This is a genomic window from Pseudoalteromonas sp. S4492, from assembly GCF_005886115.1.
Lineage (GTDB): Bacteria > Pseudomonadota > Gammaproteobacteria > Enterobacterales > Alteromonadaceae > Pseudoalteromonas > Pseudoalteromonas gelatinilytica.
This window is the reverse complement of the sequence record NZ_PNCP01000048.1, coordinates 1-23,184: the sequence shown is the minus strand read 5'-3', so window position 1 is coordinate 23,184 and position 23,184 is coordinate 1. Positions and strand designations below refer to the sequence as shown.

General features: G+C 40.3%; 28 protein-coding genes. 19 read left to right on the top strand and 9 right to left on the bottom strand.

Going from position 1 to position 23,184, the window contains the following annotated elements:
* Positions 1–58: 58 nt before the first annotated feature.
* A complete protein-coding gene (locus CWC28_RS16340) occupies positions 59–490 on the bottom strand; it encodes a DUF2541 family protein (protein ID WP_063707330.1) in 432 nt (143 codons plus the stop codon).
* A gap of 184 nt (positions 491–674) precedes the next feature.
* Between CWC28_RS16340 and CWC28_RS16335 the strand changes: the two genes are divergently transcribed.
* Positions 675–1,130, top strand: coding sequence for a hypothetical protein (locus CWC28_RS16335; RefSeq protein ID WP_062565578.1), 456 nt, complete (start codon positions 675–677; stop codon positions 1,128–1,130).
* A gap of 58 nt (positions 1,131–1,188) precedes the next feature.
* A complete protein-coding gene (locus tag CWC28_RS16330) occupies positions 1,189–1,662 on the top strand; it encodes a mechanosensitive ion channel family protein (protein WP_063707328.1) in 474 nt (157 codons plus the stop codon).
* A 58-nt stretch (positions 1,663–1,720) separates the two neighbouring features.
* On the opposite strand, the gene bfr (CWC28_RS16325) is transcribed toward CWC28_RS16330, so the two are convergent.
* From bfr (CWC28_RS16325) to CWC28_RS16300, 6 genes are all read right to left on the bottom strand, one after another.
* Positions 1,721–2,185, bottom strand: coding sequence for a bacterioferritin (gene bfr / locus CWC28_RS16325; RefSeq protein ID WP_054552095.1), 465 nt, complete (start codon positions 2,183–2,185; stop codon positions 1,721–1,723).
* A gap of 11 nt (positions 2,186–2,196) precedes the next feature.
* Entirely contained in the window at positions 2,197–2,670 is a 474-nt protein-coding gene (gene bfr / locus CWC28_RS16320) for a bacterioferritin (RefSeq protein WP_063530309.1), read from the bottom strand.
* A gap of 210 nt (positions 2,671–2,880) precedes the next feature.
* Positions 2,881–5,016 (bottom strand): TonB-dependent receptor, encoded by a 2,136-nt coding sequence (locus CWC28_RS16315; RefSeq protein WP_063707326.1) that lies wholly within the window; start codon positions 5,014–5,016, stop codon positions 2,881–2,883.
* Positions 5,017–5,237: 221 nt separating this feature from the next.
* Positions 5,238–5,573, bottom strand: coding sequence for a DUF3703 domain-containing protein (locus CWC28_RS16310; RefSeq protein ID WP_063707767.1), 336 nt, complete (start codon positions 5,571–5,573; stop codon positions 5,238–5,240).
* A gap of 28 nt (positions 5,574–5,601) precedes the next feature.
* Positions 5,602–6,672, bottom strand: coding sequence for a PepSY-associated TM helix domain-containing protein (locus tag CWC28_RS16305; RefSeq protein WP_063707765.1), 1,071 nt, complete (start codon positions 6,670–6,672; stop codon positions 5,602–5,604).
* 64 nt (positions 6,673–6,736) lie between these two features.
* Positions 6,737–7,597, bottom strand: a complete 861-nt coding sequence (locus CWC28_RS16300; RefSeq protein WP_063707324.1) for a cation diffusion facilitator family transporter — start codon at positions 7,595–7,597, stop codon at positions 6,737–6,739.
* A 169-nt stretch (positions 7,598–7,766) separates the two neighbouring features.
* On the opposite strand from CWC28_RS16300, the gene CWC28_RS16295 reads away from it, so the two are divergent.
* From CWC28_RS16295 to CWC28_RS16255, 9 genes are all read left to right on the top strand, one after another.
* Complete coding sequence (locus CWC28_RS16295; RefSeq protein WP_063707322.1) at positions 7,767–8,144, top strand: hypothetical protein; 378 nt, start codon at positions 7,767–7,769, stop codon at positions 8,142–8,144.
* A gap of 56 nt (positions 8,145–8,200) precedes the next feature.
* Entirely contained in the window at positions 8,201–9,328 is a 1,128-nt protein-coding gene (locus CWC28_RS16290) for an efflux RND transporter periplasmic adaptor subunit (RefSeq protein WP_082874124.1), read from the top strand.
* A gap of 9 nt (positions 9,329–9,337) precedes the next feature.
* The gene (locus tag CWC28_RS16285; protein WP_063707320.1) at positions 9,338–12,448 is read left to right on the top strand and encodes an efflux RND transporter permease subunit; all 3,111 of its coding nucleotides are present in this window, start codon (positions 9,338–9,340) and stop codon (positions 12,446–12,448) included.
* A gap of 127 nt (positions 12,449–12,575) precedes the next feature.
* Complete coding sequence (locus CWC28_RS16280; RefSeq protein ID WP_054552102.1) at positions 12,576–13,061, top strand: GNAT family N-acetyltransferase; 486 nt, start codon at positions 12,576–12,578, stop codon at positions 13,059–13,061.
* A gap of 121 nt (positions 13,062–13,182) precedes the next feature.
* On the top strand, positions 13,183–13,689 hold the full coding sequence (locus CWC28_RS16275) for a DUF2753 family protein (protein WP_138625425.1): 507 nt from the start codon (positions 13,183–13,185) through the stop codon (positions 13,687–13,689).
* A gap of 15 nt (positions 13,690–13,704) precedes the next feature.
* On the top strand, positions 13,705–14,316 hold the full coding sequence (locus CWC28_RS16270) for a superoxide dismutase (protein ID WP_138625424.1): 612 nt from the start codon (positions 13,705–13,707) through the stop codon (positions 14,314–14,316).
* Positions 14,317–14,403: 87 nt separating this feature from the next.
* Positions 14,404–15,753, top strand: a complete 1,350-nt coding sequence (locus CWC28_RS16265; protein ID WP_063707314.1) for a DNA-3-methyladenine glycosylase 2 family protein — start codon at positions 14,404–14,406, stop codon at positions 15,751–15,753.
* 2 nt (positions 15,754–15,755) lie between these two features.
* Positions 15,756–16,223, top strand: a complete 468-nt coding sequence (locus CWC28_RS16260) for a methylated-DNA--[protein]-cysteine S-methyltransferase (RefSeq protein ID WP_063707760.1) — start codon at positions 15,756–15,758, stop codon at positions 16,221–16,223.
* 108 nt (positions 16,224–16,331) lie between these two features.
* Positions 16,332–16,916 (top strand): thymidine kinase, encoded by a 585-nt coding sequence (locus tag CWC28_RS16255; RefSeq protein WP_062565567.1) that lies wholly within the window; start codon positions 16,332–16,334, stop codon positions 16,914–16,916.
* Here the strand turns inward: CWC28_RS16255 and ltaE are convergent.
* Both ltaE and rlmF read right to left on the bottom strand, forming a co-directional pair.
* Entirely contained in the window at positions 16,899–17,906 is a 1,008-nt protein-coding gene (ltaE, locus tag CWC28_RS16250) for a low-specificity L-threonine aldolase (RefSeq protein WP_063707312.1), read from the bottom strand. The two genes, CWC28_RS16255 and ltaE, sit on opposite strands and share 18 nt — an antisense overlap.
* Positions 17,907–17,916: 10 nt before the next feature.
* Positions 17,917–18,822, bottom strand: coding sequence for a 23S rRNA (adenine(1618)-N(6))-methyltransferase RlmF (gene rlmF, locus CWC28_RS16245; protein ID WP_138625423.1), 906 nt, complete (start codon positions 18,820–18,822; stop codon positions 17,917–17,919).
* A 326-nt stretch (positions 18,823–19,148) separates the two neighbouring features.
* Here rlmF and CWC28_RS16240 point away from each other — a divergent pair, with 326 nt between their 5' ends.
* From CWC28_RS16240 to CWC28_RS16210, 8 genes are all read left to right on the top strand, one after another.
* Complete coding sequence (locus CWC28_RS16240) at positions 19,149–19,607, top strand: hypothetical protein (protein ID WP_063707308.1); 459 nt, start codon at positions 19,149–19,151, stop codon at positions 19,605–19,607.
* Between the two features lie 176 nt (positions 19,608–19,783).
* The gene (locus CWC28_RS16235; protein WP_058584251.1) at positions 19,784–20,221 is read left to right on the top strand and encodes a hypothetical protein; all 438 of its coding nucleotides are present in this window, start codon (positions 19,784–19,786) and stop codon (positions 20,219–20,221) included.
* Positions 20,222–20,436: 215 nt separating this feature from the next.
* A complete protein-coding gene (locus CWC28_RS21945; protein ID WP_167350251.1) occupies positions 20,437–20,604 on the top strand; it encodes a hypothetical protein in 168 nt (55 codons plus the stop codon).
* Between the two features lie 28 nt (positions 20,605–20,632).
* Positions 20,633–21,007 (top strand): hypothetical protein, encoded by a 375-nt coding sequence (locus tag CWC28_RS16230; protein WP_063707306.1) that lies wholly within the window; start codon positions 20,633–20,635, stop codon positions 21,005–21,007.
* Between the two features lie 118 nt (positions 21,008–21,125).
* Positions 21,126–21,446: a hypothetical protein gene (locus CWC28_RS16225; RefSeq protein ID WP_063707304.1), complete on the top strand. Its 321-nt coding sequence runs from the start codon at positions 21,126–21,128 to the stop codon at positions 21,444–21,446.
* Positions 21,419–22,069, top strand: a complete 651-nt coding sequence (locus CWC28_RS16220; RefSeq protein WP_249324979.1) for a hypothetical protein — start codon at positions 21,419–21,421, stop codon at positions 22,067–22,069. Before CWC28_RS16225 ends, CWC28_RS16220 begins: the two co-directional genes overlap by 28 nt.
* A gap of 116 nt (positions 22,070–22,185) precedes the next feature.
* The gene (locus CWC28_RS16215) at positions 22,186–22,614 is read left to right on the top strand and encodes a hypothetical protein (RefSeq protein ID WP_138625422.1); all 429 of its coding nucleotides are present in this window, start codon (positions 22,186–22,188) and stop codon (positions 22,612–22,614) included.
* A 100-nt stretch (positions 22,615–22,714) separates the two neighbouring features.
* Positions 22,715–23,065 (top strand): hypothetical protein, encoded by a 351-nt coding sequence (locus CWC28_RS16210; RefSeq protein WP_138625421.1) that lies wholly within the window; start codon positions 22,715–22,717, stop codon positions 23,063–23,065.
* The last annotated feature ends 119 nt before the right edge of the window (positions 23,066–23,184 follow it).

The window sequence follows — 23,184 nt, the reverse complement described above, 5'->3', positions numbered from 1 at the left end:
CTCGCATCTCGCATCTCGCATCTCGCATCTCGCATCTCGCATCTCGCATCTCGCAACTTTAATCTTCTTTCTTTGCTTTTTTCGCGAGAATTTCAACTTCGGCTTTTTCAGTTACACCTGCCATACTAAGGGCTGTGCTGCCTACCGATTCATATTCCAGTTTGATTTTATCGAGTTTGGCGTCGTTCTTGTCTGGCAAACTTAAGCTACGTGATGACATTCCTTTGGTTAAAACACCAAGGTTATCAAATACTTTTTCTTCACCGTTGTTCATAACGACTTTAATTTTTTTAAGATTCACCGTGCCATGAGTGCATTTGATTTTAATATGGCTGTAGTTGCTGCTGGTGATTGGGTTAACGGTATCGGTTTCGCTTTTGTAGCTGACTTTTTTCTCAGCAATCGTTTTCCAGTCGTCATCACTTGCTAGGCTTTGTACGCTGGTTAAGGCCAAAAATGTGGTTAAAGCGATGAGTTTGACTATTTTCATTTGATTCCCTCCAAAAGTTATCATCATTTAAATTTATAGCATATAAACAGATTGGTTGCCTATGCAAAGTTCATAAAATAGAACCAAAAGCATTTTTTAATCGTATTAACTAATACGTTATAAATTCACCAACCTTAATCAGCATGCTATGCTAGTAAAGTGTCTATAAATTTATGGATTTTCAATGAGATATTACTTTTGTTTAGTGGCTTTTTTACTTTCGACTTCGTCAATTGCCAGCGCTCTGCTGGATGTAAAGCCGAGCAATAAAACGCAGTTTTTGGCACTGATAAAAGACAAACAAGGTGATTACAAAACAAAAGAGGGCAGTGATGCGGTTTGCCAAAACGCATCTTTTTCATTGATAAAAGAATCAACGCAAGGCTTTAGCTTAGGGACGTTAATCGATTTTAGTGACTTACATAACGGCACGCAGGTAAAAAAGATACCACACTTTTGCGTTGTCAGTTCGAAGTTAAAATACTTTGTAAATGGCATTGTTAGAACCAAGCGATATTTTCGCTGTGAAAACGAAGACGATAACGGTTCAACAACTGAAGATCTGCGTTTTAAAGATAATGGCAATATTACTTATACACTGAGTAAACCTGATGTTTCTTGTGTGTTTGAAAAGCAATAATAGTTTTCCTCATACAATTTTAAGCCTATGATGGGCTTTATTTTTAATTGAAAATCTTATGACTAGCCAACTTATTCAAGCATTTTTAGTGCTTGCTGCTTTTTACATAGCAAGCCTTATTATTGACCGCGCTATTAAACAGTTTCAACGTCGCTTTGATTCAACCGCTCTTGAAACTTTTCGGCTTATTTCTAACTCGCAGCGCGCTATTTTATTATTCATAGGTATTGTGCTGGCGTTATCGAAACTGGGTTTTGACGTAGCCGCGTTAGTTGCCGGCTTAGGCCTAACAGGCTTTGCATTGGGTTTTGCGTTGAAGGATGCTATTTCAAACCTAGTAGCAGGTGTGATGATTGTGCTTTATAGGCCCATTAAGCTTGGTAATTACATTGAAGTGAGTAATTCAAAGGGCATTGTTATCGACCTTAATCTGCGCTATATCACAATTAAAGGCGAGGGAGCGGTGCATTTAATTCCTAACTCTTTAATTTTAAGTAATAAAGTGTCAATCATTGATCGCGAAGACGATTAATCACAAATCTTAGCCATAAAAAAAAGCAGCCTAGGCTGCTTTTTTAAGTTTTAGCAAATTACATTTGAGATTGCAGGTAATTCTCAAGCCCTGCGGTTTTGATTAACTGCTGCTGTGTTTCAAGCCAATCAATCTGTTCTTCTTGCTCATTTAAGATGTTATCTAGCGCTTCACGGCTGATGTAATCTTTTTTCTCTTCAGCAAGTTTAATTGCCGCTTTAAGATCAGGTAATGAATCCAGTTCAAAGCTCATATTCGCTTCGATCATTTCTTCAGAGTTTTCACCAATACGTAGGCGACCTAAATCTTGTAGGTTTGGTAAACCTTCTAAAAACAAAATACGCTCAATTAAACGGTCAGCGTTTTTCATTTTTTGAATAGATACTTTGTAATCAGCTTTGTCTAATTTAGAAAAGCCAAAATCTTTAAACATACGAGCGTGTAAAAAGTATTGGTTAATACCTACTAATTCATTCGCTAATACTTTATTAAGTGCAGCAATGACGCTTTTATCGCCTTTCATACAATTAGCCTCTATTCGCCCATTTGAGATTGATGGTAGTTTTGGCTACCAATTTTGTCGATTAGACCAAGCTGTTGTTCTAACCAGTAAACATGATCTTCTTCTGTATCAAATAATAGCTTTTCAAGCACTTCGCGTGATTGATAGTCTTTTTCTTCTTCACAGATTGCAATTGCTTCTTTAACACAGTCAACCACTTCTAGTTCAAGTGTTAAATCGTTTTGCATCATGCTTTTCACGTCTGAGCCAATTAATAGATCACGACGTTTAGTCATGTTTGGTACGCCTTCTAAAAATAGAATACGTTTGATCAACCAATCAGCGTGATCTTTTTCTTCTTCCATCTCGTGGTTAAGACGCTCATACAGCTTATTTAGGCCCCAATCATCGTACATACGAGAATGAATAAAGTATTGATCTATAGCGGCTAATTCGTTTGCGAGTAGTTTGTTAAAACTATCGATGACTTTTTGGTTACCTTTCATAATGCTGTCCTCGAATTCCAAGTTGCGGTAATTGTAGTATATAAAAACAAGATTGCAAACTTTTTCCTTTGTAAATCAGTTGTTTACTATTGAGTGTGATTCTCGTTTAAGTTTGCGTTAATGGTTGATAAATGAACAATTTATCGTTTCTATTCTTAAATAAAAAAAGCCCTTACTAAGAAGGGCTTGTTGTTCTAAACAAAATTTAATTTAGAAACTATAGGTTGCACCAAGTGTCACTGTAGTACCTAAACCTTTAATGTTATAGCCACCGTAGGTGTATGACTGAGCGCGGGCAGGGTAGTAATCATTGTTAAATAGGTTTTCTACCCCCATAAACGCTTGCCAGTTATTGCTAAAGTTATAACGACCGCTTAGGTTAAATAGGTTGTAACTGCTAATTGGCCCTTGGTCGCCAACATAGTCGCCGTCTGCATTTGGTTCAAAGCGTTTGCGTGAACCCACATATAAATAACTCACCGTAAGTGATAACTCATCATTAGGCTGCCAATTTAAGTTAGCAGTGCCTTTTGGTGGGCTTATTTGGCGCGAACCTAAGTAAATGTCGTCTTCGGTGTTTTTACCTTCAACATAGCTGTAAGTTGCAACCAGTTTTAGAGTTGGGTTAATTTTATAATCAACTAATGTTTCGTAACCCCAAATCTCTTGCGGTGCACGTACCGGCTCATAAACACCGGTTACTTCATTAAAGCTATTCGTGGTGCCAAACTCTGATGTACTGCGGTAAGCTGCAAATTCAAAACGTAAGTTATCAAACTGTGAGGTAAAACCAATTTCATAGTTATCGATGATTGATGCTTCTGTTTGAATTAAACCAATATCGTTTACCGTTGCAGCACGTAATAGGCGGCCAATATCTGAGATATCAGATCCTTGTGAATAATTGGCAAACGGGCTGAAGACCTCAAGTAAATTGTATTTCACACCCACGTTATAAGTGGTTGCATCGTAATCTATGGTGTCACCTTTTACACTAAGCGGCACTGAGCACTGTGTTTCAGAGCGGCAAAGCTTTAAGGTTTCGTAGTCATCAACGGTTAAATCAATGCTCTCTTGGCGCACACCCGCTTTAATAACTAAATCATTATTGATAACCCATTTTGTTTGTAAAAAGCCAGCAAGACTTTCCATATCCATTTCTGGTACCCAAACACGGCCATCAACAAGTGGCTGAGACGTCACATCATTCAGTGCATCCAGGCCATAAATGAAGGTAGCTTCAACATTGTCAAAATCAACAAGGGTATTGAAGGTAGCGCGTGCCCCTTTCTTTTCAGAGCGAATGATTGATTGGCCGCCTTCGTAGCCTTCGTCTGGGTTAGCTAAGTTTGTAGAGAAGAAAAACACATTCTCGATGTCTTGCATGTAAAGGTCGAGCGTCATTTGGGTATTAGTAAACAGGGCGTAGTCTGTGTATTTTAAGGTAATGTTTTCGTTACCGTCTGGGCCTTGTGGTTTACCTTGCTTTTGCAGCTCTTTAGGTACATGGATGGCATAGGTTTTTTCGCCATCATTAAGATCCCCTACAACATCCCCTAAATCGGTTTTTTGTTGAGAGCTAAAGTTGTTATAGCTAAATTGCAGTTGCTTCTCATCGTCAAAATCATAACCAAGTTTAGTGAAGTAGTTTTCTGTTACTGCATCAGATAAACCGTACTGTAAGCCCAGAATATCGCCTTCGGCGTCACGTTGAACGCCATTTTCTTCGTAACTTGCGGTGAATAAATAGCTAATTTTATCAGCACGACCATTAATTGCCGCAGAGACTCGCGCACCAGCGCTTTCTTCTAATTTAACTGCACTAAAGCGTGACGATAGGCTGATCTCACCTTCTGGCTGACCATCACTTGTTGCTTGTTTTGTGATGTAGTTGATAATACCGCCCGATGCACCATTACCATAAACAGAGGTAGCACCTTTAATTACTTCGATACGCGCAATGGCACTTGGATCGAGTGTTTTAACTCCTAACGAGCCGTTTCTGAGAGGTGTAGATTGTGGCACCCCATCAATCATCACAAGTGGTGCACGGCCGCGTAAACTCTGACCTGTATTACTCGAACTACCTGTATCTGGTGCAAGGCCTGGTACCATTTGCGCAAGTAAGCTTTGTAGTTCTGGATTAACTTTTAAATGCTCTTCAATTTGCTGTTGGCTAATAATCGTGACGGAGGCGGGTACTTCATCAATGCTTTCAAATACACGGCTGCCTGATACAACAACGTGTTCCATTTCTTCTGCGGTAAGTTTTTTATTGATGGCATCATCAGCAAATGATTGGCTGCTTAGTGCAAGAGCGACCAGAGTCAGTGAAGTTTTTAACATGCTTGTCCTTGTTAAATCAGTATTTATTATTTGATTGTGCGGCAGTCTAAATGTAAAGAAGTGTAAAGGCAAGGCTAATGATAATTATTTGCAATAATAAATTGGCAGGTTTTAGTCATTTGTGTTTGCATGCTTAAGCCAAAGGGCTTAAATGGAGAGTCATGATAAATAGAGGATTGTCGTGTTTAATAGTAAACAAGTAACTGCAGATTAAAGCGGCTTTAGCTTAAAAAACGTTTCAAGTCATCAGGTATAGGCATTGATTTGAAGGGGCTAACATTAGTGCCGCCGGTGTTACCGAGTGGAACCCATATGCGCGAAAACACAATTGAAGCAGCCATGCGAGCAAACTGACCAATTATTTCCTTGGCATTATGGGTTTTAAAACCAATTTTACACATCCACCAATGCGAGTAAGTATGCGCAATGATATAGCTTTGACCCAGAATATGAGCTCGCTCTAAGTGATAAAAAGCGGTTGTGTAATCTGCTTTCTCATAACTCGTTTTAGCCAATATCATTTCGGTGTTAAAGGCATGTTTGAGCTCACTATTCATGGCGAATGTCATTTTCAGTAATGGTTGTTTATTTGTAATGCCGTTTGTACCAAAAGTAAACACCTGAAATCGTGAAAAATAACGGTGACAAAGCAAATAGTAACCACATTAATTGCACAATAGGGCCTGCAAAATCACCAATATGAAACTTATATTTAAAGTTCCAAGTTTGCGTGGTCCAAGAACTTTGGCTGGCATCATAGCTTGCAACAATATCTGCTGAATATGGGTTTGCCCATACCCAACTATAGGCATGGCTTTCACCCGGGTTCTCTATTCTAAAACCAATATTATCAGTTGGCTTTTTCGGTAAATAAATTCTAAATAACTTACCTTCAGGAAATACAGTTTGTGCGTTATCAAACGCTTTTTGAACTTGAAAAGGCGTATCCGCTAAAGGGGGAATAACGGGTGGCGGTTTTGGTCTATCTTCAACTGTGCCTTGCATCACAAATTCTAATACGGCTTTGGTTTGTGGCTTCCAGTTAAACGCCATACCTGTGTAAGCAATTAAAATGAGTGGAATTAAAAAGTACACACCGAGAACGGTATGCAGCTGATACATCAGCACTCTAATTTTTGCTTTACGTTTAATAGCCAAGCGTTTGATACGATTTTTTGGCTTAACCCAAATATAAAAGCCGAGCAGAATTTCAATAATAAGAATTAGCGCACATACCGATACCCAGTTTCTTAACGGGCGGTTTTTATCGCCATCTTCATAAAGCAGCCAGCGGTGCAAAGCCATGGTAAAGCCATAAATCGTAGTGTAGTAATCGTACTCATGTAACACTTGTCCGTTGAATGGATTAACACTCACATAACGGTTGTTTGCTAACTGTAATTGCCACGCAAGATCACTTCGCTGCTCAGGCATTAACAGGGTAACCGGTTGTTTGGTTGAAGCTGAAACATGTTTTATGAGGCTATCAAAATCAAGTGCTGAAGCCGCTGGCGTTACAGTCCATTTATTGCTTTGAGTAAGGTATTGAATGTCTTTTGCGTAAATAAGCAATGCACCGGTCAAACTTAAACAAATCAAAAATAAACCGCTTACTAAGGCAAGCAATAAATGCGTACGACGTAACCACAACTTCAACAAGGTTTGTTCCTTCAGTTTGCTTTTAAAACAAAACTGAATAGTAAATGATAACGCGTAACATTTACACTAAAACTTGTTCAATAGTGCAGCTTTCAATTGCAAAGTTATCATGTAAAAAGTGACGTATTTCATCGTTATTGATGTTGTGCTTGGCACTAAACTTGAGCTCGCAATGAACGTGATGATCATCTATTTGCCATGTTTTGAGGTAATCAACATCAGTGATTGCAAATTGGGTTTTAAGCTCAGTAATAGCATCTGTTAAAGCAAAATTATCTGGGGCTGCCTGCATCAAAATTTTACTGCTCGCTATTAGCAGCAAAATACCATGGTAAATGACATACACAGAAATCAGCATAGTGGCAATTAAATCAACAATATACCATTGATAAAGAATAATTAAGGTACCAGCTATGATCACCACCACTGAAGCTAATGCATCAGACACATTATGTATAAACGCAGCACGAATATTCATGCTGTCTTTAGCACCTGCTTTGTAAGTTAAAAGGGCGGTGACAAGGTCAATAATGAGCGCAAGTCCAGCGACCCAAATGATGATCCAACCATCAATGGGCTCAGGGTTTAAATAGTTGGAGATAGCTTCAACAATTAAGTAACCACCAATCACAATTAAACTTAAGCTGTTAAATAGGGTTGCTAAAATTTCAGCGCGTTTATAGCCGTATTGATAACGATCATTAGCAGGTTTGGCACCAATTTTTCGGGCAATTAGGGCAATGAATAACGACGAGGCATCACTTAAATTATGCAGTGCATCAGCAATTAACGACAAACTGCCAGAAACAAGGCCGCCAATCACCTGAGCGACAGTTAATAACACATTGATTGCAACTGCCAGCATGAGTTGGCGGGTGCTTTGGTTATTTGTATCGTGATGATGGTGGTGTCCGTGTCCCATAAAAATACCGAGTTATTGATTTGCTTTATTTTTATACCATGCGTGCCGCGGTATTGAAATGTTTCTAATGATTTGTTCGTGTACAGATTATAATTTACTGTTCAAATGCGGGTGGATTTGTTAATTTAGCGCCGTTGTACCATTTTTAGTTCTAATTTTTAGGCTCAATGTGAAAGCTGCATTTATTATTTTGATTAGCGTATTATTGCTCCAGCCATTGCTGGATAGCTTTGATGTGGCCGATCATAATGCTGCGTTTAATCACACCTCGGTACTGCTATCAGAAGAAATTGACCTTGAAGCCCATTGCGCAGCCAATGGCGATCACCTGTTACATCAATCAGAGCATGCCGAGCTTAGCAAACAGTTGTCTGACTCAGCCGAAAAAGGCCATTGTCATGTTTGTCACAGCCCAGCGTTTGTCGATTCGCTGCAATTGTCTGAACCTACAGATATCTACTTTACTAAAATTGAATCACTTGATTTCAACTTCAAATCGGCTGACTTAGCACCGCTTCATCGCCCACCTATTTTAGCTCTTATTTAATCAAAAACCCTTTTTAGATTTTTTGGGCTTAGCCCATTTTAAGTAAGAGACACTCTATGTATTTAAGAAATTTTATGCGTTACGCATTGCTGTGCGTATGCTATATGACTGTGACAAATATTTATGCGACAGAACAAGCGCATAATCATCAAGAAAATGAGCAAGCTGAGCATGCTAATGAAGTCAGTTTAACTGAGCAGCAACAGCAACTAGCTAATATCAAGGTTGAGCGCCTTGTACTGAAAAAACACAATCAAACCTTGTATGCACCGGGCGAAATTAAAGCCAATGGCTACGCCAGTTATGTGGTGTCACCGCGCGTTGATTCTATCGTTGTAAAACGCCATGCCTTATTAGGGCAGCATGTAAATAAAGGAGACTCTTTAGTCACTTTATTTAGTGGCGAAGTAGCCAGCCAGCAAACTGAATTTAGATTAGCAGAAGCCGAGTGGCAACGTGTTACTAAAATGACCCCGGGCACAGTCAGCGAAAAACAAATCTTAACTGCCAAAGCCGAGTATGAAGTCGCCTATAGCCGATTAGTTGCCTTTGGTTTATCAAAACAAGCTATTGCACAAACACTCACCATAAGCCCAGAAAAACTCGGTGAATACACCTTGTTTGCACAAACATCGGGGGCTGTTTTAACCGATAACTTTGCCCAAGGTCAGCGAGTTGATTCGGGGATTGAGCTGATGCTAATAGCCGATGAATCTGCGCTTTGGGTTGCTGCTCAGCTTTCAGCTAATCAAGACCGTACTATCAGTAATGGCTCTACGGCGCTGTTAGAAGTTAACGGCAATCGCTATCAAGCAAGGGTTATTCAAGAAGCACATACCATTGATAAACAAACACGCTCACGAACCGTTAGGCTCGAGGTAAAAAACACCCAGCATAGTTTGCACCCAGGCATGTTTGCGGATGTGTATTTTCATTTTGAAACAGACCAAGAGGTACTTGCCGTACCTGAAAACGCGTTAACACGTAGTGCAGATGGTGACTGGCAGTTATTTGTCGTTGATGACGATGGTGGCTTTGCTGCCCAAGAAGTAACCCTTGGCAGAAGTTTTGGTGATTATCGTGAAGTATTAGGTATTAAAGCCGGGCTTGAAGTTGTCACCCAAGGTGCTTTTTTTATTGCATCACAGCTAGCTAAAGGCGGATTTGATCCGCATAACCACTAGAGGTGACGCATGTTTAATTTATTAATTGAGGCGGTGATAAAGAACCGTCTACTCGTGGTATTGGCCTTACTTGCAGCGATTGCAGTGAGTGCATTTATGATCCCAAAACTTAATTTAGATGCTTTTCCTGATGTGACGAATGTGCAAGTTGCGGTGAATACCGAAGCACCAGGGCTTGCGGCTGAAGAAGTAGAGCAACTGATCACATACCCGATAGAAGCAGTTATGTATGCGCTGCCCGATGTAGAGCAGGTGCGTTCTATTTCTAAAACGGGGTTATCGGGCGTCACTGTGGTGTTTAAAGAAGGTGTTGATATTTACTTTGCTAGGCAACTGGTTTTTGAACGTTTGCAGTCTGCTAAAGAGCTGATCCCAGCTGGTGTGGGTATGCCAACCATGGGCCCTAATACATCAGGGCTTGGACAAGTCTATCAGTATTTACTTGAAGCAAAACCTGATGCCAACATAGATAGCATGGCACTGCGTAGCTTAAATGATTGGGTGGTTAAATTACTTATATTACCTATTGATGGTGTGACCGATATTCTGTCATTTGGCGGTGAGGTTAAGCAGTATCAAGTGAACATAAACCCCAATAAGTTACTTGCTTATGACCTAACACAGCAAGATGTTAGTGAAGCTCTAGATGCTAACAACAGTAATGTGGGTGGCTGGTATATGAACCGTGGTCAAGAGCAGCTTGTTATTCGTGGTACAGGTTGGTTTACCCCAGGCGAAAAAGGGCTTGCTGAGATAGCACAAACACCTATCAAAACCATTGATGGTACAGTCGTTAAAGTGGCTGATGTTGCGAATGTTGAGCTTGGTAGTGAAATTCGCCAAGGCGCTGTCACCTTATCTAAACGCAATGAACAAGGCGAAATAGTCAATCGTGGTGAAGTGGTGACTGGTATCGTGCTGAAAAGAATGGGCGCTAATACCAAGCAAACGATTGATGGCATTAACGCGCGTGTCGAGATGATAAATCAAGCACTGCCAAAGGGGGTTGAATTTAAAGCCATTTACGACCAAGCAGAGCTTATTAGCCAAGCGGTACAAACGGTTATTGATGCACTGCTTTTAGCTTTTGTGTTTATTATCATTGTATTGGCGCTATTTTTGTTGGATTTAAGAGCAACATTTTTAGTGTTGTTGTCGATCCCTATTTCGATTGGCTTAGCACTGAGTGTAATGGCATGGCTTGGATTATCGGCAAACTTAATGTCGTTAGGTGGGATTGCTGTTGCAATCGGTATGCTGGTAGATGGCTCTGTTGTGATGGTTGAGAATGTATTTAGGCACTTAGGGCTTAAGCATAACCAACATAAGCCTTCTTCGCAGCTGGTTGCTATTGCTGCAAAAGAAGTCGCACGGCCCATCTTTTTTGCCTCTTTGATCATACTAACGGTATTTTTACCGCTGTTTAGCTTTGAAGGCGTTGAGGCCAAGTTATTTCAGCCAATGGCTGTAAGTATTATGCTTGCGATTATTAGCGCTGTGATCGTTGCCTTGGTTGTGGTGCCAGCTCTGTGCGTGTACTTATTTGCCAAGGGCGTGACAGTAAAGCAAAGTATTCTGTTAAAACCGATCGATATCCTTTATCAACGGGCTTTACAAAAAGCATTGCAGGCTAAACGTAGCGTTTTAGCTATAGCAGGGTTATTGTTGATTGTAGCGGCTGTTATCCTTCCAAGGTTGGGTACTGAATTTGTGCCAGAGCTTGAAGAAGGCACTATTAACCTACGTGTGACACTAGCTCCATCTGCAAGTCTCGATACGGCAATCTCAGTAGCACCAAAGCTTGAAGCCATGTTGCTTGAATTTAGTGAGGTGGAATATGCGCTGAGCCGAATCGGTCGGGCTGAAGTAGGGGGAGATCCAGAACCAGTTAACAACATTGAAATCTATTTAGGCTTAAAACCTCATGAGCAATGGCTAAACGCGAAAACGCGTGTCGAATTACAGCAACTAATGGAAGCCAAGCTTGAGCAGTTCCCAGGGCTTTTGTTTAACTTTTCACAGCCTATAGCAACCCGAGTAGATGAGCTTTTATCAGGTGTTAAAGCGCAATTGGCCATAAAATTATTTGGTAGTGACCTAGGCGTTTTAACTGAAAAAGGCCAACAAATTGAGCAGCTAGTTCAGCAAATACCTGGCGCTAAAGATGTCGCTATGGAGCAAATAGGCGGCGAAGCACAGCTGATAGTTAAACCTAACCGTTTGGCATTGTCGCGCTTTGGTTTATCGGTGGCTGATTTGATGGATGTAGTTCAGCACGGTATTGGCGGGCAATCTGCAGGGCAAATCATTAATGCCAATGAGCGCTATGATATTTATGTGCGTATAGCAAAAAGCTTTCGGCAAAACCCAAATGTGATTGCTGATCTTAGATTGCAAACCCCCACGGGTGCCATTGTAAGGGTGGGGGATGTAGCCGATGTACAAATTGAGTCTGGCGCTCCGCAAGTTCGTCGCGATGATGTTCAAAGGCGGGTGGTTATTCAAGCGAATGTGCAGGGGCGAGATATGGGATCTGTAGTTGCCGATATACGCGCTACCATTGCCGATAAAATGCAGCTACCAAGTGGTTACAGTGTGGCGATTGGCGGTCAGTTCGAAAACCAACAACGGGCACAAAAGCGGCTAATGATAGTAGTGCCATTGGCCTTATTACTGATTGCGTTATTGCTTTATTTTGCTTTTAGTAACCTATCGCAAGTGGTGCTTATTCTTGTCAATGTTCCCTTGGCTGTAATTGGTGGGGTGATTGCATTATATGTCTCTGGGCAATACTTATCTGTACCCAGTTCAGTAGGGTTTATCACGCTATTTGGCGTGGCGGTCTTGAATGGTGTGGTGATGGTTGAAAGCATTAATCAAAGGATTAGTGCAGGAGATAGCAAAGATAAAGCAGTATTTGAAGGCGCTGTTTCACGGCTAAGACCCGTACTGATGACCGCGCTTACTTCAATGCTTGGGCTAATTCCAATGCTCCTTAGCACAGGAATAGGGGCCGAAATACAAAAGCCACTTGCTACGGTTATTGTTGGCGGCTTGGTCAGTGCAACCTTTTTAACTTTATTTGTACTTCCGGTACTTTATAAGTCGATGAGTAAATAAAGCATAATGGGGCTAACTTTTAGTAGCCCCTTTTTAAATGCCGTGTATTTCTGTAAAGGGCGTTTACACCATGCTAAAGCCCTTATAAACTGGGCGTTACAATAATGATGTAAAAAAGGAATACAGAGTGAGTAACGCAATTACAATTCGTCCGGCAGTCGCAAGTGATGCTGCAACAATCCTACATTTTATTACCGAACTTGCTATTTACGAAAAAGAACCCGACGCAGTTAAAACAGACGAGCAAGCTATTTTAAAAACGTTATTCAGTGAAGGCGCAACGGCGCATAGTGTCATTTGTTTAGAGGGCGACACACCAATTGGCTTTGCTGTGTATTTTTATAATTACTCAACCTGGCTTGGTAAAAATGGTTTGTATTTAGAAGATCTTTACGTCAGCGCAGACAGCCGTGGTAAAGGCGCTGGTAAGCAAATTATGCAATATCTTGCTAAGCAAGCACTCGAAAAAGACTGTGGTCGTTTTGAGTGGGTGGTACTTGATTGGAATAAACCAGCCATTGATTTTTACGACAGCATTGGTGCTAAACCGCAAAACGAATGGATTATTTACCGCCTAACAGGCCAAGAGCTTATCGACTTTGCGCATCAATAAGTAATGTTGCTATAGCTTAAATTTATAAATGACAATATAAATAAAAATCATTTGCATTTGATTCTTTCTGTGTGTAATTTAAATACACATAGAATGATTGGTATAAGTGCAGGTGATTTTTATGACTCAAACAACACGCCACACACCGTTAACTTCGCACGCCATTGATGATGCGCTTGCTCCTTGGCAAAGTGCTGTTTATCAAGGCAACTTAGCATTTGAATCTGGCGAGCTTATTACTGCGCGTGATCATTACACGGTTGCCAGCAGCTGCGCCGAAACGCTTCTAGCGCAATTTTCTAATATTCCAATCAACCAGTCGGTAACTCGCTCGTTAGAGCATTGTATTGCAGCATTTGTTGTTGCCACTTTGAATCTTGCCGACACCTTTAAAGTCATGCAAAAACCCGATAAAGCCTGCACCTGGCTTTGTCATGCTCATCAACGATTAAGCGTGCTTTTAAATCACCCTGAGCAGCAGGTTCGCACCTTGGTGCTGCACCATCATCACAAAACCTATTATGAGCTGGTTAAGTTTGCCAGCATGGCATCAGCATTTCCGACACTCATTAACCGAATCAACCAGCTATTAGCTGACCATCCCCATAAAACGCAGTTATTACATTAACGATAAGGAATCAGTATGCCTTTTACATTACCCGATTTAGCTTATGACTATGATGCACTTGAACCGCACATTGATGCGAAAACCATGGAAATACATCACACCTTGCATCATCAAACCTACATCAATAAAGCGAATGCTGCACTAGAGGGCAGCCATTACTCTGAGCAAGATGCTGAAACATTACTCCGCACTATTTCATCAATGCCTGAGTCTTTACAAAAAGCAGTACAAGAGCATGTGGGTGGCCATCATAATCACTCATTATTTTGGCAAGTTATGTCTCCTAATGGCGGTGGTACGCCAAGTGCAGAGTTAAACACTGCAATAGTTGATACATTTGGTAGCTTTGACGCATTTAAAGAGCAATTTACTAATGCCGCGATAAGCCGCTTTGGCAGTGGCTGGGCTTGGTTATGTGTTGATGAAAATAACCAGTTGGTCGTTGAAAGTAGCCTTAATCAAGATAGCCCATTAATGCATAATCATACGCCTATTTTAGGGCTTGATGTGTGGGAGCATGCGTATTACTTGAAGTATCAAAATCGTCGCCCTGAATATATTGCAGCATTTTACGAAGTGATCAATTGGCCGGAAGTTGAACGCCGATATCTAGCCGCAATTAAATAGCTGTTTAAATAGTTAAGGTCCGAAACTGGCTAGTCAAAAAATAATATTCAGTTAAGCTAACGGTATTAGCGTGTAACGAGAATAATTATGACTAGCCAACAATGGCAAACAGCAAGGCAAAGCCGCGACCCACGCTTTGATGGGGTGTTTTTTGTGGCGGTAAAAAGCACTGGCATTTATTGCAGACCCATTTGCCCTGCACCAACAGCGCAAGAAAAGAACGTTGAATACTACCAATACGCGCACTTAGCTGCGCAAGATGGTTTTCGACCCTGCATTCGCTGCCGCCCAGATAGTGCACCGAATAGCCCCGCTTGGCTAGGTACTAAAACCACCGCATTACGTGCCAAACAACTGATTGATAAAGGCGAGGCTTACGACTGTGAGGTTTTAGCCGACAGACTCGGCGTGTCGAGCCGCTATTTACGCCGTTTGTTTAACCAACATTTTGGACTGTCGATCACCCAATATCGATTATTTAACCAATGCAATTTTGCCAAGCAGCTATTACAACAAACAGATTTGTCGGTGGCAGATATCGCATTTGCTTCTGGTTTTAATAGTATTCGTCGTTTTAATGATGCTTTTTTAAAGCAGTTAAATATTGCCCCTTCAAAGTTACGCAAGTCAGATAAAAAAACAGCCTCAACATTAACTTTAACACTGGCATTTAGGCCGCCTTATAACTGGCAAGCACTCCATGATTTTTTGCAGCGCCGTTTAATTAGCGGCCTAGAATGGTTGAGCGCAACAAGCTATGGTCGCACTTTTAAAGATAAATATTGCCAAGGGCAATTCACAGCGCATTTTGTTGAGCATAAAAACCATTTTAAAGTAGCAATTGATATTGATAACACCCGCTATTTACAGCAAGTGATCCATAACATTCGCCGTGTGCTTGATTTAGACGCCGACACGCACACTATTGAACAGCATTTAGATGCAGAGCTTAAAGGCGCGATGCCGCTTTGTGTTGGGCTGCGTTTGCCGGGAATTTGGTCAGACTATGAAGCGGGGATACGTGCGGTACTTGGTCAGCAAGTGAGTGTTACAGCGGCTCATAACCTAGTAACACAGCTTGTAAGTGAGTTTAATCAGCAAAGTAATAACCACTATTTTCCAAGCCCTGAATGGGTTGCCAATTCTGAACTCGATTTTTTTAAAATGCCACAATCACGCAAAGATGCGCTAAGGCGTTTAAGTGCTTATTGTCAGCAAAACCCAGATAATCAAGAGCTTAATAATTGGCTTGAGCTCAAAGGTATTGGCCCGTGGACAGTTAATTACGCCAAGCTACGCGGTCAAAGCCACCCCGATATTTTACTGGCAGGCGACTTAGGGGTTAAAAAAGCCCTCGCTGGAATCAGCGAATTTAATAGCGAGCACTGCGCGCCATTTCGCTCTTATTTAACTTTTCAACTATGGCAACAATTATGAGTATGCAACAAGTTATTATGCCAAGCCCGATTGGCGATATTACCATTCAAAGTACATCAAAAGGCGTCAGTTACGTCGGCTTTTACCCGGTGGTTGCAATGCAAACAGAGGTTGTTGATGAGCACACTCTTACACCCATTTTAATTTGTATAAGTGAGCTTAATGAATATTTTAACGGTGAGCGTACACGTTTTACAGTACCCCTTGATACCCAAGGTACTCACTTTCAAAAGCAAGTTTGGCGTGCGCTGATGGATGTTAAGTTTGGTCAAAGCAAAAGCTACCAAGATATTGCACTTGCCATTAATAACCCAAAAGCGGTGCGTGCAGTAGGCGCTGCAAATGGTAAAAACCCGATTAGCATTATTGTGCCGTGTCATCGAATTATTGGTGCAAACGGTAAACTCACAGGCTATGCAGGTGGCCTTGAAAGAAAAGAGTGGTTACTGAAACACGAAGGCTTGTTATAAAACAGCAATTTTACTGGGACAACGATTGAGGTAATAAGAGTAAGGTAATAGATGATGTTGTCGCGCGATTAGGGTAGCATATTGCGACTTTAAAATTTGGGCAACATCATGGCACAGCTGTACTTTTATTATTCTGCAATGAATGCAGGCAAATCTACCACACTTTTACAATCTGCATTTAACTACCGCGAACGTGGTATGGAACCTGTTATTTTAACAGCGGCTATTGATGATAGAGCAGGTGTTGGCAAGGTGTCTTCACGTATTGGTTTACAGGCTGATGCGCATATTTTTGATGCAGATAAAGATGTATTTGAGCTAATCAAATCATTAAATGCAGAGCAAAAGCGCCATTGTATTTTAGTTGATGAGTGTCAGTTTTTATCAAAAGACCAAGTAATGCAATTAACAGATGTGGTTGATGAGCTTGGTATTCCGGTGCTGTGTTATGGCTTACGTAACGATTTTAGAGGTGAGCTATTTAGTGGTTCACAATACCTACTTGCCTGGGCTGACAAACTAATTGAGTTAAAAACAGTGTGTCATTGCGGTCGTAAAGCTAACCATGTACTGCGTACTGATGAGCATGGCAATGCGATTGCAGACGGTAATCAGGTAGAAATTGGCGGCAACGACCGATATGTATCGGTGTGCCGCAAACATTATAAAGAAGCGTTAAATCTCGGCCGCTAATGCCGAGATAAAGCTATCAATATCTTGCTTAGTGACGCCTAAATGGGTTACTAATCGCAGTGGTTTACCCGGTGAAAACACCATGTTTTGCTCTTTTAACGCATGTGCCACTGCTTTTAAATCGATATGTTCGGCAACATTTGCGTAAACAATGTTGGTATCGATTTGAAAAGTTGACGTATCAAAACCAGTTAACGTGTTTAACTGCTCAGCTAAATACGCCGCGTTATCGTGATCTTCAGCAAGCCTTGCTACATGATGCTCAAGTGCATACTGGCCAGCAGCTGCCAGCATACCCGCTTGGCGCATACCACCACCAAGTACTTTACGCCAGCGGCGCGCTTTATCAATCAGTGCTTTGCTACCTAATAATAGTGAGCCAACAGGCGCACCGAGTCCTTTTGATAAGCAAATAGACACTGAATCAAAATACTGGGTGATCTCAGTGATATCAACACCTAACTTAACCGCCGCGTTATACACGCGGGCACCGTCTAAGTGCAGAGCAAGGTTATGTTTATCAACACACTCTCTGGCTTCTTTTAGATAACTTAGTGGGAGAACTTTGCCGCCAATGGTGTTTTCTAAGCTAAGTAGTTTGGTTTTAGCAAAGTGAAAGTCATCAGCTTTAATTGCAGCCACAACTTTGTTTAAATCTATGCTGCCATCGGCATTATTTTCAATTGGTTGTGGTTGAATAGAACCCAATACAGCAGCACCGCCACCCTCAAATTTGTAGTTATGTGCTTGTTGACCACAAATGTATTCGTCGCCACGTTCACAATGTGCCATCAATGCAAGTAAATTGGCTTGCGTGCCAGAGCTACAATAAAGAGCACTTTCGAAGCCATGGCGCTCAACAGCATATTGTTCAAGCTGATTAACGCTTGGGTCGTCACCATAAACATCGTCGCCTACAGGGGCATCATTCATTACCGCGCGCATGGCTGCTGTTGGTTTTGTAACTGTGTCTGAACGAAAGTCGATCATCTTATTATCCTTATACTAGTTCGTTAAGAATGGCTTCGCGGTCGGCTTGGTCAAAATAGCTCCAAGCAATAAAGCGACTCATTTTTTGGCCTTGTGCCATTTTTATAACTTTTACTTCTTTCACATCAAGTGTGCTAAGCAACTTTTTTATATGCGGCAAAGTGTCAGACTTTGAAACAAGCGATGTAAACCAAATACATTGCTCTGCAAACTCTTGGCTCTCAATACACATTTTACTGATAAATTCGCGCTCACCGCCTTCACACCAAAGCTCGTTTTGGCGGCCACCAAAATTAAGTGCTTTTTGTGGCGCTTTGTTTAGGTTTTTCCATTTACGCTCAGTACCTGCTTTGGCCTGTTGCTCATTGGCATGAAATGGTGGATTGCATAAAGTTAGGTGAAAAACATCTTTATTCGATATCACGCCCGTAAACATTTTATCGGCGTTGTTTTGCTGCTTAACATTAATTTTCAGGCGGTTAAATTGCACAATTTGTTTAGCAATTTTAACAGACAAGGCATCAATATCGGAGCCTGTGAAGTGCCAGCCATATTCGTGATTACCAGTAAGCGGGTAAATCACATTTGCACCCGTGCCTACATCAAGCGCTTTTACTTGCTTTCCCGTCGGAATATGACCTTGGTTATCGCTTGCTAATAAATCGGCTAAGTGATGAATGTAATCCACTCTGCCTGGAACTGGCGGGCAAAGGTAGTTGTCGGGTAAATCCCAAAAATCGATTTTATAATGGCTTTTTAATAACGCTTGGTTGAGGGTTTTAACCGCTAATGCATTGGTGAAATCAATGGTATCATTGCCCGCTGGCGTTTGCGTTATATAAGGTGTTAGGGCAGGAGTATCTTTGCATAGCAAAGTAAAGTCGTAGCCATTTAAGTGGCGATTTCGCGGATGCATTGAGGAAAACCTATCTGTTAGCCATATCAAAGGCTGATTGTACCAAATAAATCTTTGCTCTGAGTTAGTTTGCGGTGGATATTTTTGCTTAGTAGCATTAATACATGGTGAGTAAAATAAGTTGAAAACTGATTGAGTGGATTTACTCAAAGTATGGGCTAGTTGAGGTTAATAGCGAAAGAACGGAGATTTTGGGGATGATACAAGCAACTAAAATTTGTGTTTAAAAAATTTTGACACAAATTGGGTCACATTGGGTACTACCATAAGACATTTAAAGCTGATAAATTCGTAAGTGATTCAATCAAGGAAAAATAATAAAAATCATGGTTAAAAAGATACTTAAAGGAATTGGTATAACATTTTTAGTGTTAATTAGCTTATTTGTACTTTTAGCAATTTGGACTGCGAATAAATCCTCTGCTTACAAAGAAACTGCTATTCCTTACCTAAATTCAGCAATTACAGATATCTCTCAATGGGACCCTCAGACTCTCAAAAGCTATATGACCCCATCATCAATTGAAAATGCCACAGATGAAGATATTTCTAAAATCATGCGTGCATTCTCAAAGTTGGGCGAATTAAAAGAACTAGGTGAATTTGAATTTATAAATGTTAGCTCTAAAGCTGTCACTGGAGGTGGTTCAGGTACTTATGTTACTTATTTAATTCCAGCTTCATACACTAATGGAGACGCAAAAATAACTGTCACGTTAAAAGAAGAAGGTGAGTCATTCTCTATTTATAACTTTAATTTAAATTCGATGGCGCTTATTGATTAAGTTTAGGGGTAAGAGTAACGGCTGGTTTCATTGTTTTAGCCTTTTCGTTAATAGTTGCTGAGCCAAAATGTCACGTATCAATTCTCAAAGGACTAAATATTCAATCGCATGAACCCTCTACTAGGCCCTTTATGGGTTCATATTGTGTTTGGAAAGCCATAACAACAAGGAAGCCAATGAAACAACTATTCGCGGTGTGTTTATTCATTTTTATATCTTTTACATCTCAAGCAATGGGAAATACTGAGCAAGCTGAAAAAGTACCATTTGCAAAATCAGATGAAAGGAATGAGCAAAATAACCTAAGACTTTACGAAATTTTTGTTCCTAAGAAAAATGGTGATCTTTTTTTAACAGAGATTAATTTGTACAAAGAGAACGAGCAAAGTGTTAGCTTAAAATTTGAAGATGCTCACATTTACCCAGATTTTAAAGAAACATACATCGTTATTAACCCTAACTTGGTAAACACTTTCGAGATTTATTTAAATTACTCAACAACCAAAGATGGTGGCCTTGTGATGTGTGGCGGTAATAGAGTAAAGCTAAATATCAATGATTTATTATTCGTTGAAAGCCCTCCTGAAGTTATCCCACCGCCGAGGAAACCATAGCAGATTTTGCATGATATAAATTAAATTACTCATAAAAAACATTGTTGTAAGGGTTAAAAGGTAAGGTTATGGTTCGTTGTCGGTAGTTAAACAGAACTGTAAAATATTTTGCTGCATTTTTGAATGGTTAAATCGGTTTCAATATGATTTAGTTTTATCAAAAATAGCAAGCGCAACTGTTTGTATTTAAATAGTTTATTCTCAAAGGAATGTTTATGTCTAAAATTAAAAAAATAGTGATAGCTGTAGTAATTGTGCTAAGCCTTGGCGCAATTGCTAAACAATACAATGAGAACAATCACACAGAGATGGCAATTAAAGAGTGTGGCAATAAAGACAACGTCGCCAAAGTCGACTCTAAAGGTTTTGAGTGTAAAGACTAATAGAAAATACACTGTTAGGTGAGCAAAGGTGAAGCTGTCATCGCTATCCAAATTATTAAATGAGTACATATCTCCAGAAGTGTTTCTAGGAGAGTTTATAACTGAATTTTCAGATTATGAAAATAAATTGGATATCAAAGGTTCTTCTATTACTCTCGATGTCATTGAAGATGAAGAGATTGCTATATCTTTTGCTGATATAAAAAAACTTTGTGAATTGTTCATTCAAGATAAACTAAATAAAAATCACTTATGCTTTATTGCTGATGCTCTTCAACTATGTGATTTAGTTGATTTTGAAGAGGAAGGAATTTTTGACTACGTAGCTGAATTAACAGATCCAGAAATTAATGGTGTTTTTACAAAACAACGAGCTATTGAAATAGTCGAAAAGTTCACCTAACAAGGCAATTCTAAGTGGGACGTCTAAAGCTTGGCTGGTGGCCATTTGTTGCTGATTTTAGCAAAGCATTTACGCGCCAATTAGTAAGGAAATATGCCCAAGGAAGCATCATAAACGAATGATTTATCTAACACTTAACTCAAATAACTTTAAGGAAACCAAAGAGTTTTATTGCACGACGTTGTCTTTATTTAAAGCTCAATCTGACACAAGGCTAATATGCTTAGCAGGAGAGTTAATTTTAGATTTAGATGGTTCTTGCCCATGCGCAGAGTTTGGAATTCATATAGGCGATAAACAAATAACTATTCTAAAAACTCTCGAAAAGACTGGAGTTGTTTATTCTTTCGAAATCAACATTGCTGGAGATTTTTTGGAGCTAATTGATCCATCGGGTAATAAAGTAGGCATATGGGCGCATGGTGGTTCAATAAAATGATTACGCATAACAAAAAATTATGTCGCCAGAAAGCGGGCTGGGGCGCATATATGAAATACGTTTTAGGAATACTAATAATGATTTGGAGTATTTTTTCTTCCGCCAAAGACTATCCAGAAGTAGTTGTTGGTGAGGAAGATGGTTTTGTCGATCTGACCTTTACAATTTCGAACTCCAAGAAGCTCGAATCTGGTTCATATGAAGTTGTCGTTAAAGGCAACCTGAAAGGCAATATAGTTGGGTTTGCAATCGAGCTGTTGCCATCATGGAACCCGCAAGCAGTAGAAGGTATTGATTCTCCCTTTTATTGGGGAGAGGCATTCTTCAAGAATACCGGGGCGGAGTCAGTTGCCTTTATAAGATCACTAGCTAGTCTCTACGGAGCTACCGTAAGTGGTGCATCGGTTTCAAATGAGGTATACGCCCAAGTGGTTGGGCTTGCATGCAATCCTGATCAGCTTGAGGTCTCACCCTGCAGAATGAAGTTCTTCTTCAATCCTGACGGAGAGGAAGAGCTGTATTCTGAGGTTTTCATAAACATTGATCTTTCTGAGAAAAGGCTGGAGTTCAATGAAAAGGACAATGATTATCGTGCGCCATTATTACGTTCATTGTTGCAATAAAGGCTTAACAAACGGCTGCACCAGACAAATTTCCGCTGTCACCTTTTTGACGTGGCAAAAAAGTAGCCATCAAAAATTTGCTTGTTGAGCCGGCCGTTATAAGCACAGGGAAATCAATGCGTAATATTCTAGTAATATTTTACTTATTCTCATTTGCTTCTTCGGCAGATATGGTTCCGCCAGACGTCGAGTTAACGCCTGAAAAAGCATTTTGCCTTGGCTTCACTTTAGATCGCCCAACCGATGAATATGTTGGTTTAAATTACCCGAAAGTCATTGAAGGAAAGTGGATTCCTGTTTCAACAATGGTTGAGTACAGGTTAAATGAAAATCCAATATTTATTACAAAAACAAATTTTGAAAAAATAAATGAGCTGGATACAACTGTAATTCTCGGGTTTTATGAAACTATTCATTCGGGCGGCGATGCAGCAGTGTTGATTACATACCAATGCACTAGTAAATGTGGAACAAACTATTTAAAAAGTTACAGCGTGCCTTCAATTGTTAAGTACATTGAAGCCAACGTGAAGCAGTGCTTATAACAAGCCAATAAAGTGCGGGACTGCTAAAGCTTGGCTCAGTTCCGCTCCGCTACACAGTTTAGCCAAGCATTATCAGCCCCTTATTGGGGGTTAGGTACACATGAAAATTTTGGCGTTATTATCAATCATTGTGGCATTGTTAGGCTGCGCAGGAACAACTGACGTACAAAACTACTCCAGTTGTAATGTGTATACATATTTCAATAAGGCTCAAAATAGCTTTTCAGGGTTGGTGTATTTAGATAACGACCTTGAAAGAACACTAACCTCTCTAATACCTAACTATGATGAAACTGATAAATACTGTTGGTATACTAAAAATAATAATTTAGTTGGAAAATTAGTCGTGGCTAAATACAAGCCTTCCATAGCGTATACATTTGAAAATAAATCGAATGGTTGGGAGTTAGTGGAAAGCAATGAAGTAATTAATTTCCCCGCACATCTGTGATGAAGTGTACCTAACAAGCTGTTTATGGATGGGACTCGTAATAGCTTGCTCGGGTTCGTTCCTCACCAGTTTAGCAAGCTAATACTCGCCCCATAACCGGGCGTTGGTATGACTCCCCA